Source organism: Pseudomonas sp. GW456-E7 (assembly GCF_059424105.1).
The window spans coordinates 26,102-37,586 of the sequence record NZ_JBWKZB010000030.1 but is presented as its reverse complement, the minus strand read 5'-3'; the positions used below and the strand labels follow the sequence as shown (position 1 = coordinate 37,586).

Annotated in this window: 11 protein-coding genes; 6 read left to right on the top strand and 5 right to left on the bottom strand. The window is 58.2% G+C overall.

Going from position 1 to position 11,485, the window contains the following annotated elements; all coding sequences use genetic code 11:
• Positions 1-190: 190 nt before the first annotated feature.
• From AC07YV_RS19040 to AC07YV_RS19030, 3 genes are read left to right on the top strand one after another with little or no spacing between them, the layout of a single operon-like run.
• Complete coding sequence (locus AC07YV_RS19040; RefSeq protein ID WP_102702058.1) at positions 191-1,504, top strand: C4-dicarboxylate transporter DctA; 1,314 nt, start codon at positions 191-193, stop codon at positions 1,502-1,504.
• A 48-nt stretch (positions 1,505-1,552) separates the two neighbouring features.
• The gene (locus tag AC07YV_RS19035) at positions 1,553-2,257 is read left to right on the top strand and encodes a FadR/GntR family transcriptional regulator (RefSeq protein WP_041475084.1); all 705 of its coding nucleotides are present in this window, start codon (positions 1,553-1,555) and stop codon (positions 2,255-2,257) included.
• Positions 2,258-2,282: 25 nt separating this feature from the next.
• On the top strand, positions 2,283-2,972 hold the full coding sequence (locus AC07YV_RS19030; protein WP_102702059.1) for a GntR family transcriptional regulator: 690 nt from the start codon (positions 2,283-2,285) through the stop codon (positions 2,970-2,972).
• A 104-nt stretch (positions 2,973-3,076) separates the two neighbouring features.
• Here AC07YV_RS19030 and yjiA read toward each other — a convergent pair whose 3' ends face one another.
• From yjiA to AC07YV_RS19015, 3 genes are all read right to left on the bottom strand, one after another.
• Entirely contained in the window at positions 3,077-4,048 is a 972-nt protein-coding gene (gene yjiA / locus AC07YV_RS19025; protein ID WP_102702060.1) for a GTPase, read from the bottom strand.
• A 162-nt stretch (positions 4,049-4,210) separates the two neighbouring features.
• Positions 4,211-4,408 (bottom strand): YbdD/YjiX family protein, encoded by a 198-nt coding sequence (locus AC07YV_RS19020; RefSeq protein WP_007895266.1) that lies wholly within the window; start codon positions 4,406-4,408, stop codon positions 4,211-4,213.
• A 15-nt stretch (positions 4,409-4,423) separates the two neighbouring features.
• Positions 4,424-6,490 carry a carbon starvation CstA family protein gene (locus tag AC07YV_RS19015; protein ID WP_102702061.1) on the bottom strand — a complete coding sequence of 689 codons (2,067 nt, stop codon included), beginning with the start codon at positions 6,488-6,490 and terminating at the stop codon, positions 4,424-4,426.
• Positions 6,491-6,651: 161 nt separating this feature from the next.
• Here AC07YV_RS19015 and AC07YV_RS19010 point away from each other — a divergent pair, with 161 nt between their 5' ends.
• Positions 6,652-7,020: a PilZ domain-containing protein gene (locus AC07YV_RS19010; protein WP_102702062.1), complete on the top strand. Its 369-nt coding sequence runs from the start codon at positions 6,652-6,654 to the stop codon at positions 7,018-7,020.
• 103 nt (positions 7,021-7,123) lie between these two features.
• Here the strand turns inward: AC07YV_RS19010 and radA are convergent, their stop codons facing one another.
• Positions 7,124-8,491 (bottom strand): DNA repair protein RadA, encoded by a 1,368-nt coding sequence (gene radA / locus AC07YV_RS19005; protein ID WP_015096911.1) that lies wholly within the window; start codon positions 8,489-8,491, stop codon positions 7,124-7,126.
• 606 nt (positions 8,492-9,097) lie between these two features.
• Here radA and mscL point away from each other — a divergent pair.
• Positions 9,098-9,511: a large-conductance mechanosensitive channel protein MscL gene (mscL, locus tag AC07YV_RS19000; protein ID WP_102702063.1), complete on the top strand. Its 414-nt coding sequence runs from the start codon at positions 9,098-9,100 to the stop codon at positions 9,509-9,511.
• Between the two features lie 42 nt (positions 9,512-9,553).
• Here mscL and AC07YV_RS18995 read toward each other — a convergent pair whose 3' ends face one another.
• The gene (locus AC07YV_RS18995) at positions 9,554-10,330 is read right to left on the bottom strand and encodes a ferredoxin--NADP reductase (RefSeq protein WP_102702064.1); all 777 of its coding nucleotides are present in this window, start codon (positions 10,328-10,330) and stop codon (positions 9,554-9,556) included.
• 307 nt (positions 10,331-10,637) lie between these two features.
• Between AC07YV_RS18995 and AC07YV_RS18990 the strand changes: the two genes are divergently transcribed.
• Positions 10,638-11,351: a helix-turn-helix transcriptional regulator gene (locus AC07YV_RS18990; RefSeq protein ID WP_102702065.1), complete on the top strand. Its 714-nt coding sequence runs from the start codon at positions 10,638-10,640 to the stop codon at positions 11,349-11,351.
• The last annotated feature ends 134 nt before the right edge of the window (positions 11,352-11,485 follow it).

Below are 11,485 nucleotides of genomic sequence, written 5' to 3'. Positions count from 1 at the left end.
GGCAGCTCCTACAGAACCAGCACAACTGGTAAGACCGGTCATGCCAATTTTTTAATTTTTACTTGCGAAGACCAAAAAATAGCGCCTAGACTGCGCCTGCACTGGACATACCGGTAAGACCACAATAATTAAGTCCTGAATCTGATGTGCCCCGCACACGGCAGCCAGGACACCGACCAGGATTCCTCCCATGCTCAGATGGTGCTCGCGTTCAATCTTCCTCCAAGTGGTTCTCGGACTGGTGCTCGGCATCGTCTGCGGGCTGACCCTTCCCGAATACTCCGCCCAACTCAAACCCCTCGGCGACGGCTTCATCAAGTTGATCAAGATGCTCATCGGCCTGATCGTGTTCTGCGTGGTGGTCAGCGGCATCAGTGGTGCCGGCGACCTGAAAAAGGTCGGGCGCATCGGTCTGAAATCGGTGATCTACTTCGAAGTGCTGACCACCATCGCCCTGGTGATTGGCCTGGTGTTCGCCTTCAGCACCGGTATCGGCAGCGGCGCGAACATTCACCTCGAGCAGCTTTCCGCAGCCGACATGGGCGATATTGCCCAGCGCAGTCAGCACATGCACACCACTACTCAGTTCTTGATGGACCTGATTCCGACTTCGGTGATCGGTGCCTTTGCCGATAACAATATCCTGCAGGTCCTGCTGTTTTCAGTGTTGTTCGGCAGTGCCCTGAACCTGGTAGGCGAGGCGGCATCGGGTATTTCGCGGCTGATCAATGAACTCAGCCATGTGATCTTCCGCATCATGGGCATGATCGTGCGGCTGGCACCGATCGGTGTATTCGGTGCGATCGCCTTCACCACCAGCAAATATGGCCTGGACTCGCTGCAGCACCTGGGCAGCCTGGTCGGCCTCTTCTACCTGACCTGTGTTGCCTTCGTGGCCCTGATTCTCGGCCTGGTGATGCGCCTTTCCGGCTTGAAGATGTGGCCGTTGCTCAAGTACCTGCGCGAAGAACTGCTGATCGTCATGGGCACCGCTTCGTCCGACGCGGTGCTGCCACAAATCATGCGCAAGCTTGAGCACCTGGGCATCGGCAGTTCGACGGTCGGGTTGGTGATTCCAACGGGTTACTCGTTCAACCTCGACGGTTTCTCGATCTACCTGACCCTGGCCATCGTGTTCATCGCCAACGCCACCGGCACGCCGCTGGCCATGACTGACCTGCTGACCATTTTGCTGGTGTCGCTGATCACATCCAAAGGCGCCCACGGTATTCCCGGCTCGGCGCTGGTGATTCTGGCGGCCACCCTGACAGCCATTCCGGCAATTCCGGTGGTGGGTCTGGTGCTGGTGCTGGCCGTGGACTGGTTCATGGGCATCGGCCGGGCGCTGACCAACCTGATTGGCAACTGTGTGGCAACCGTGGCCATCGCGCGCTGGGAAAAGGACATCGATGTGCAGCGGGCGAACAAGGTACTTTCCGGCCAGGCCGGGTACACCTTTCAGCCGAGAAAACCGGTTGCTCAAGCGGCAGCCAAAGAATTCTGAATGATCGCCGTGCCTGCCGACCGCAGGCACGGCTCATGGAGCGAACAAGTGATTACCTCATCAACCGTCGTCAACTCAGTGGTAGAAAAACTTCGGGCCGCTTTGGCCCGAGGTCAGTGGCGCTCCGGCGAAATGCTGCCGGGGCAACGTGAACTGGCCGAACAACTGGGGATCAGCCGTCCGAGCCTGCGTGAAGCCGTCATCGTTCTGGAAACCCTCGGACTGGTGCGCTCGATGCCGGGCAAAGGCGTGGTGGTGCTCGAAGCCAATCTCGCCGACAGCCAGGCCCATGACAACGCGGTGGCCGCAGCGAGCCTGGAAGACGTGCTGCAACTGCGCTACACCCTTGAGCCATTCATCGTCGGCCTCGTCGCGCAGTCCATCAGCAGCAAGGAGGTCGGGCAACTGCGCCTGACCCTGATGGACATGCGCGAAGCCCTGGAGGCCAATGACAGTGAAGCCGGCGTAAACGCCTACATTGCGTTCCACGAAGAACTGTTCACGCTGACGTCGAACCCGATCTTCCAGAGCGTGGTGCAGCAAACCAGCAATGCCCTCAAGCAAAGCGCCGAAGTGTTGCGCAACTCCCCAGAACATCTGGCCGAGCGACTTGAAGAAAACGAAGCCGTGGTGCGGGCCATCCGCAGCAAGAACAGCGCCCAGGCCAGCGCCGAGATGCGCCGGCACATTCTGCGCGAAGGCCAACGCATGGGTATCGAACTGAACATCCCGGAAGACAACCTCGGCAGTTGAAACCTCTTCGAACTGGAGATCGGCCATGAACAGCTTCGCCTCGCCACAAACACTCGCCACCCTGCCCGTCCGCCCTTCAGTGGATGATCTGTATTCGCGGGTCCTCGAGGCCATTTTCGAACAGCGCATCCATTCGGCCAGTCGCTTTACGGAAGAAAGCCTTGCGCAGATGTTCGGTGCAAGGCGCAGCGACATGCGTGAGGTGCTGATGCGCCTGTCCCATCAGCACATCATCCTCCTTCGCGCCAACCATCGTCCCCGCGTCACCGAGCCCGATGCCGAGCAGACCCGGCAGACACTGCATGCCCGGCGACTGGCCGAAATCATGCTATTGCGCCTGGCGGCTCAGCGAGCGTGCGCGCAAGACTTGAAGCGCCTGCGGACGCTGGTCGAAAACGAGCGTCAATGCACCGAGCGTGGCCGGGCGATTCGTTTGTCGGGCGAGTTTCATTTGCAGTTGGCACAAATGGCGGGAAATGCACCGCTAGCGCATTTTCTTGAGAGCCTTGTGCCACTGACTTCGTTGGCGATTGCTCATTTTGACCTGCAGCAGAAGGATTATTGCGCAGGGCAAGCGCACCTCGAGATTCTGGATGCGCTGGAGCGAGGAGATGCTGCGACGGCGCAAATCGCGCTCAACCGGCATCTGGATTATCTGGAAGATTTGTTGCTGAGTCCTGCATCGGCACTGGGTCAAAACTGTGCCGCAGGCTAGATCGCGTTCGCGAGCAGGCTCACTCCCCCACAGGCCACTGCACTCTAAATGTGGGAGCGAGCCTGCTCGCGATGGCGGCTCAAGGCTCGCTGCAATTTCTGACTTTACTGCGCCGCCACACGCGCAAAACCCTCACGAATCTTTTCCTCCGGCAAATCATCGGCAATGAACACGATCACGCTCTCGCGCACTTCGCCTTCAGCCCACTCGGTATCCCAGTCGAAGCCATAAAGTTTCAGTACCCCCTGAAACACCATGCGCCGTGGTTCACCGAGAATGCTCAATACGCCTTTGTAGCGCAGTAACTGCTTGCCATGCGCCTCCAGCAGTTCGTTCATGAACTCGCTGAGCTTGTCGATATCCAGCGGCTTTTCAGTGCGCAGGACCAGGCTGGAAATGCGATCAATGGACGGTGCCTGGCTGACCGGTCGCAAACTCACACCGCCACCGAGGTCGGCGTTGAGATTGAAACCGCGCACGTCAAGCAATTCGGCCAGGTCGATCTTGCCGTGGTCGACCACGCGGATCGGGGCGCGACGGTTGATGCGGGTCAGGCGCTCGCTCAACGCGGTGAAGGTCGGTTCGTCTACCAGATCGCGCTTGCTCACCAGCAAGCGGTCGGCGAAACCGATCTGCGCCTGGGCGATGGTCTGGGTCAGGTGCAAGTCGGCATGTGCCGCGTCGACCAGCGTGATGATGCCGTCGAGGATGTAGCGCTCGCGCAGTTCTTCATCGATGAAGAAGGTTTGCGCCACGGGCGCGGGATCGGCCAGTCCGGTGCATTCGATCACCAGACGGTCGAAGGCAATGTCGCCCTGGTCCAGACGTTCGAGCAGCAGATAAAGCGCTTTGGTCAGGTCGGTATGGATGGTGCAGCAGACGCAGCCGTTGGAGAGTGTCATCACCTGGACCGGTTCATCGCCCAACAACTGGGTATCGATACCGGCGTCGCTGAATTCGTTCTCGATCACGGCGATTTTCAGGCCGTGCTCGGCCTTGAGCAGGTGGCGCAACAGGGTGGTCTTGCCGGCGCCGAGGAAGCCGCTGAGGATCGTGACCGGGATGGGGGAGGACAAACTGGATCTCCTTTTCACAAGATGAAAACACAACACAGAACAAATGTGGGAGCGGGCTTGCTCGCGAACGGGTCGTGTCAGTCGACATGAATGTTGAATGACACACCGCTTTCGCGAGCAAGCCCGCTCCCACAGGGATTGCCGTTAATCCAAAAAGCCGAATCAACAGCACTTCGGCCCGCCCTTGCCACCGTAACGGGCTTCCTGACGTTCGCGGAAGAACATCTCGTAGCTCATCACCGGTTTGTCCGGGTGCTTGGTCTGCATGTGCTCGACGTAGTTGTCGTAGTCGGGCATGCCGACCATCAGGCGCGCGGCCTGACCGAGGTATTTACCGAGGCGACTCAGGTCATTGAACATGATGCAAATCCTCGATCACGCTTCCGGCAGCGCCTGGAATGGCGCTTCTTTATCCGTACGCTCTTTGCTGCCCCAGGCGGAAATACCGATCTTGAGCGCATAGAACAGGATACTGAACACCACGCACAGGAACAGCGCGGTCAGCGTCGCGTTGGTATAGGCGTTGAAGATCACGTGCTGCATCTGCGTGATGTCCTTGGCCGGGGCGAGGATCTGGCCGTTAGCCAATGCATCGCTGTATTTTTTCGCCAGGGACAGGAAGCCGATCGCCGGGTTGGCGTCGAACAGCTTGATGAAGCCGGCGGTGGTGGTGCAAACCAGCAACCACATGGCTGGCACCAGGGTCACCCAAATGTAGCGCTGGCGTTTCATCTTGATCAGCACCACGGTGCCGAGCATCAGCGCAATACCGGCCAGCATCTGGTTGGAGATACCGAACAGCGGCCACAAGGTGTTGATGCCGCCCAGTGGGTCGATCACGCCCTGGTACAGCAGATAACCCCACATGGCCACGCAACCGGCGGTGGCGATCAGGTTGGCGGTCCAGGACTCGGTGCGGCGCAGGGCCGGCACGAACGAGCCGAGCAGGTCCTGGAGCATGAAGCGCCCGGCACGGGTACCGGCGTCGACTGCGGTCAGGATGAACAATGCTTCGAACAGGATCGCGAAGTGGTACCAGAATGCCATGGTGTTCTCGCCCGGCAGAACACTGTGCAGGATCTGCGCGATCCCCACCGCCAGGGTCGGCGCACCACCGGCACGGGCCAGGATGGTGGTTTCACCAATGTCATGGGCCACTGCTTGCAGGGCTTCCGGCGTGATCGCAAAGCCCCAGTTACTGACGGCTGTCGCAACGGCCACCACATCACCGCCGACCACGGCCGGCGGGCTGTTCATGGCGAAATACACGCCAGGCTCGATTACCGAGGCGGCGACCATCGCCATGATGGCCACGAACGATTCCATCAGCATGCCGCCGTAACCGATGTAGCGGGCATTGGTTTCGTTATCCAGCAGCTTCGGCGTGGTACCGGAAGAGATCAGCGCGTGGAAACCCGAGACCGCGCCACAGGCGATGGTGATGAACAGGAACGGGAACAGACCGCCCTTCCAGACCGGGCCGGTGCCGTCGATGAATTGGGTCAGGGCCGGCATTTTCAGCTCGGGCATGGTCACCAGGATGCCAATGGCCAGGGCGACGATGGTGCCGATTTTGAGGAAGGTCGACAGGTAGTCACGCGGCGCCAGGATCAGCCACACCGGCAACACCGCCGCGACAAAACCGTAACCGATCAGCATCCAGGTGATTTGTACGCCAGTAAAGCTGAACGCCTTGGCCCACACCGGATCCGCGGCAATCTGCCCGCCGAGCCAGATCGAGCCCAGCAGCAACAGCACGCCGATCACCGAGATCTCACCGATGCGACCCGGGCGGATGTAGCGCATGTAGACGCCCATGAACATCGCGATCGGGATGGTCGCCATCACCGTGAAAATGCCCCAGGGGCTCTCGGCCAGGGCCTTGACCACGATCAGCGCCAGCACCGCGAGGATGATGATCATGATCAGGAAGCAGCCGAACAGCGCGATGGTGCCGGGGATGCGACCCATTTCCTCGCGGACCATGTCGCCCAGGGAGCGGCCGTTGCGGCGAGTGGACATGAACAGGACCATGAAATCCTGCACCGAACCGGCCAACACCACGCCGGCGATCAGCCACAGGGTGCCGGGCAGGTAGCCCATCTGCGCCGCCAGCACCGGACCGACCAACGGCCCTGCGCCAGCGATGGCGGCGAAGTGGTGACCGAAGAGAATGTGTTTATTGGTCGGAACGTAATCCAGACCGTCATTGTTGATCACGGCGGGAGTGGCCCGTCGCGCATCGAGTTGCATGACGCTGTTGGCGATGAACAGACTGTAGTAACGGTATGCGACCAGATAGATGGCCACGGCAGCGACCACAATCCACAAGGCATTGATTGCCTCCCCTCGGCGCAATGCCACGACACCCAGGGCGCACGCACCTACGATTGCCAGCACCAGCCAGGGCAGATGGCGTAGCGGGCTATTATTATTTTTCATTTTATTATTCCAGCCAGAGTGGACAAGAAAGACAACCACCCCCGAGTTTAGCGCTCCTGACGACAAAGGCCATACCCCGACATAGGTCTGGACACCTGCCAGCGCTGGCAGCCTTGAAGAATGCCGGTCTATAGTCAGCGTACATCTACGAGGATCGTGCCATGAGCGAGCACCCTGCCGAACGTCGCCGCTTCAAACGTATTGCGTTCGATGCCCGAACCGAGCTGAGCCAGGGCGAGGCCACCTGGCCGGTGAAGTTGATTGATCTGTCGCTCAAGGGATTGCTGATTGAGCGGCCCGATCCGTGGTTGGGCAATCCGCAGCAGGATTTTCTGGTCGACATTCATCTGAGTGAAGACGCCGATATCACCATGGATGCGCAACTGGCCCACGATGACCATGGCCAACTCGGGTTTGTCTGCCTGCACATCAGTCTGGAGTCCATCGAACGGCTGCGACGGCTGATCGAACTCAACCTGGCTGATCCACAGGAGCTGGAACGAGAATTGGGGGCGCTGATCGAAATCTGAACGTACCTCTGTGTAGGAGCTGCCGAAGGCTGCGATCTTTTGATCTTGCATTTTCAAGATCAAAAGATCGCAGCCTTCGGCAGCTCCTACAGGGAGACAGGCGTTACTCGAAGAGTGCGTCGAGGGCCTGCTCCAGGCGAGTCACGGCAATAACCTGCAACCCTGGTGGCGCCTCCTTCGGCGCATTGCCCTTGGGCACGATGGCCCGCTTGAAGCCGTGCTTGGCGGCCTCTTTCAAACGCTCCTGACCGCTCGGCACCGGTCGCACCTCACCGGAAAGCCCCACTTCACCGAACACCAGCAGATCGTGAGGCAGCGGCCGGTTGCGCAAACTGGACATCACCGCTGCCATCAACGCCAGATCGGACGCCGTTTCGAGCACCTTGACCCCGCCGACCACGTTGAGAAACACGTCCTGATCGTGGGTCGGAATGCCACCATGACGGTGCAGCACCGCCAGCAACATCGCCAGCCGGTTTTGATCCAGCCCCAGCGTGACCCGCCGCGGGTTGGCCAAATGACTGTCGTCCACCAGTGCCTGTACCTCAACCAACATCGGCCTCGTACCTTCCCACGTCGCCATGACCACACTGCCCGGGACTTCTTCCTGGGCGCGGGTCAGAAAAATCGCCGAAGGGTTGGAGACTTCTTTCAGGCCCTTGTCGGTCATGCCGAACACGCCCAGTTCATTGACTGCACCGAAACGGTTCTTCACCGCCCGCAGCAGACGCAGGCGCCCGTCGGACTCGCCTTCGAAATACAGCACAGTGTCGACCATGTGCTCCAGAACCCGAGGGCCCGCCAGCGCGCCTTCCTTGGTGACGTGGCCCACCAGGAAGATCGCCGTACCGCTTTGTTTGGCATAGCGCACCAGCAACGCCGCGCTCTCACGCACCTGGGATACACCACCCGGTGCCGATTGCAGTTGCTCGGTAAAGATCGTCTGGATCGAGTCGATCACCATCACCCTGGGCTTTTCCTGACGGGCCGTGGCGATGATGGCTTCGATGCAGGTTTCGGTCATGACCCGCAGTTGATCCTGAGGCAACCCCAGGCGTCGCGCACGCATGGCCACTTGCTGCTGGGATTCTTCACCGGTGACGTACAGCGCCGGCATGCTCTTGGCGAGGTTGCACAAGGTTTGCAACAGAATGGTCGACTTGCCGATGCCCGGATCGCCACCGATCAGTACCACTGAGCCATCCACCAAACCACCACCCAGAACCCGGTCGAGCTCGCTGGAAGCGGTGGAGAAGCGCGGAACTTCTTCGACACTGACTTCAGCCAGCGTCTTGATCTGCGCCTGCTGGCCGGCCCAGCCGGTACGACCGCTGGGAGCGGCTGCCCCGCCGCTTTCCACCATGGTTTCGGTGAGCGTGTTCCAGGCCCCGCATTCACCACACTGGCCAGCCCATTTTGGGAAGGTTGAGCCGCACTCGGTGCAGCCGTACATGCGCTTGGCCTTGGCCATCGGAACTCCCGGAAAAAAACGCGATGATAGCTCAGCTGAGGCACGCGAGTGCGGCCAGATATTTTGTAATCCCCTGAATGATGTCAAATTGCCTTGTTACATTCGTGCTTTTTTAAAATACGACCGCTATACAAAACCCTTGTATAAGTTTTAACCCGACACACTCAACAAATTTTTGATACGAGTCTGACTACCGCCTTAAAAACTTATACAAGCTTTATTCATTTACACACCTGATGCATAACGTCAAAAACACTCAAACATAGCCAATTCCAAACTAACGAAACAGTTAACAGCACTACAGCCGCAAACAATTTTCAATACCGGCTTTTTGTTTAACAACAACTCGAACAATTTCAACATCCAAACTCAAGGATGGCCCTTCAACCTGGTTCGCTCACACAGTGAAGTCATATCGCTGAAAAAAAGCCGAAAGCGAACCGCCGCAGAAGGGCTGGCCGGCCCACAAATGAGATCAATCGGCGAGTTCTCCATGACCACCCGGATCGATTGTTGGCAAGCACGGCAGGCCGTTGATTCGAGCAGAATGCGATTGGCTGATTTACACTGCGTTCATCAACCTCATCTGTAACAAGGAAATAACCTATGGGCGTGCTAAACGAGTTCAAGGCCTTCGCGGTCAAAGGTAACGTGGTCGACATGGCCGTCGGCATCATCATCGGTGCGGCCTTCGGCAAGATCGTCACATCGTTTGTCGGTGATCTGGTCATGCCGCCAATCGGTATGCTGATCGGTGGCGTGGACTTCAGTGATCTGGCCATTACGCTCAAGGCAGCCGAGGGCGCTACTCCGCCGGTGGTGCTGGCCTACGGCAAATTCATCCAGACCATCATCGACTTCATCATCGTCGCCCTCGCGATCTTCGTGGGCGTCAAGGCCATCAACCGCCTGAAGCGCGAAGAGGCCGTGGCCCCCAGCCTGCCGCCGGTTCCAACCAAGGAAGAAGAGTTGCTGGGCGAGATCCGCGACTTGCTCAAGGTCCAGAACAACCGGCCTTGACCGCACTAGCATAAAAACGGCGCCTTCGAGGCGCCGTTTTTTTTACCAGAAGTTTTCCACCGCCACCTGACCGGGTCGCCGGCTGAGGCTCAAGTGCATGTCCCGCTGTTTAAGCAGCTTGCGCGTGTCATCGATCATCTGCGGATTGCCGCACAACATGACCCGTGAGTGCTCAGGCGTCAGCGCAACACCTGAGGTGCGCTCCAGTTCGCCGCTTTCAATCAGTGTGGTGATCCGCCCGTTCAATGAGCCAGGATGCTGTTCACGAGTGACCGTAGTGATGAATTGCAGTTTGTGCGCATACTCGGCCAGATAGTCACGTTGCGTCAGCCCCGCGATCAGTTCCTGATAAGCCAATTCCCGGGCTTCACGAACGCTATAGACCAGGATAATCCGCTCGAATCGCTCCCAGACTTCGAAGTCCTGCAGTATCGACAGGAACGGCGCCACGCCGGTCCCGGTGGATAACAGCCATAGATCGCGCCCATCGACAAAACGGTCCGGCGTCAGGTAGCCAAAGGCCTGGCGGTCGACCAGCAATTTGTCGCCAACGACCAGCCGGCTGAGCTCGCTGGTGAACTCACCGCCCGGCACGACAATGGAAAAGAACTCGAGGAACTCGTCATAGGGCGAGGACACCATGGAGTAGGCGCGCCATACCGTGCTGCCATCAGCCCTGGTGACGCCCAACCGGGCAAACTGCCCCGCCCGAAAACGAAACCCCGCATCCCGCGTGGCACGCAGGGTAAACAGGTTCGGGGTCAACGGATGAACCTCGAGCAAGGTCTGACGGGTAAATTTTTCTTCGCTGACGGACATGGAAGGCTCCAATCAAAAGATACCCCAGTGTCCCGCAAAGACGGCAGCGTAACCACAGACATTTTGTAGTGTTATTGAATTTGCAACTTATTGATTATTCGACGCGAGAAACACCAACCCACTTAAAATGCCATATGGCATCTAATCTTTCACACGCGGCTTAAGAACCTGGCATACACTTTCTCAGCCGTTAAAAGAGCAAAATCGTCGAACTACAGTTGTCGGATTTGTCCTACACTGCGTCACGTGCCGGATCTCGGATCCAAAGTCAGCACCCTCCGGAAACATACTGTTGGAGACCCCGTATATGGAAATCTGGAAGGAGTCACAGCTTCAACTGCTTTCCCAAACACAGGACATTAATACGGCCTATCGAATATCACTGAACTTCGTCAGGAACCTTGGATATAAATTTTGTGCCTTTTCAACCATTTCAGCCAACAGTCGCGCTGATTGCTGCCCCATCAACCTGAACAACTATCCACACGACTGGAACACACAGTATGAACTAAGCAAAGCCAGCGAGATTGACCCAGTAGCGGCCTATTGCAATCACTCCATGCTACCCGTGCTCTGGAGCAAAGAGCTCTTCTGCGCAACCCCGTGGTTATGGCAACTGCTGCAACAGCAAGGCTTGGCGCATGGCTGGTCGCAAGCAATCCACGATGAAGAAAGCGGCCTGCGCAGCATTCTCAGCCTGGCCCGAAGTCATTGCCCGATTTCAGCCTATGAGCTGTACGAGAATCTTGGATTCTCGGTGTTCATCAGTCGCCATCTGCACGCGTTGGCGATCGGAATGCAACCGAAAAAACCGACTCACCTTCAGGCTACCTCCTTGTCACGGCGGGAGCTCGAAGTCCTGAAACTGTCGGCCGATGGCAAGACGGCTTATGAAATTGCCAGGATCCTCAATTTGAGTGAACGCACGGTCAACTTTCATGTGCACAGGGCTATCGAAAAGCTCGGCGTCAACAACAAGATGGCGGCAGTCATGGCCTTGGCCCGGTCCGGATCCATCTGAAAGCGCCCGACTGCGGGAAAACCTGCGGGTAATCCAGACAAAAAAAACGTACCATTTGCGGTCCCTCCTGAGTGATGGCGTGTAGACCTTCACGACGCAGTACACTCGGACGGCTCCGCCCGCACCAACGCCTT

What these genes read in the sequence shown, in the direction of transcription:
- AC07YV_RS19040 (WP_102702058.1), top strand. Translation starts at nt 191, where the DNA reads ATGCTCAGATGGTGCTCGCGTTCAATCTTCCTCCAAGTGGTTCTCGGA.
- AC07YV_RS19030 (WP_102702059.1), top strand. Translation starts at nt 2,283, where the DNA reads ATGAACAGCTTCGCCTCGCCACAAACACTCGCCACCCTGCCCGTCCGC.
- AC07YV_RS19020 (WP_007895266.1), bottom strand. Translation starts at nt 4,408, where the DNA reads ATGTTCAATGACCTGAGTCGCCTCGGTAAATACCTCGGTCAGGCCGCG.
- AC07YV_RS19015 (WP_102702061.1), bottom strand. Translation starts at nt 6,490, where the DNA reads ATGAAAAATAATAATAGCCCGCTACGCCATCTGCCCTGGCTGGTGCTG.
- AC07YV_RS19010 (WP_102702062.1), top strand. Translation starts at nt 6,652, where the DNA reads ATGAGCGAGCACCCTGCCGAACGTCGCCGCTTCAAACGTATTGCGTTC.
- radA (WP_015096911.1), bottom strand. Translation starts at nt 8,491, where the DNA reads ATGGCCAAGGCCAAGCGCATGTACGGCTGCACCGAGTGCGGCTCAACC.
- mscL (WP_102702063.1), top strand. Translation starts at nt 9,098, where the DNA reads ATGGGCGTGCTAAACGAGTTCAAGGCCTTCGCGGTCAAAGGTAACGTG.
- AC07YV_RS18995 (WP_102702064.1), bottom strand. Translation starts at nt 10,330, where the DNA reads ATGTCCGTCAGCGAAGAAAAATTTACCCGTCAGACCTTGCTCGAGGTT.
- AC07YV_RS18990 (WP_102702065.1), top strand. Translation starts at nt 10,638, where the DNA reads ATGGAAATCTGGAAGGAGTCACAGCTTCAACTGCTTTCCCAAACACAG.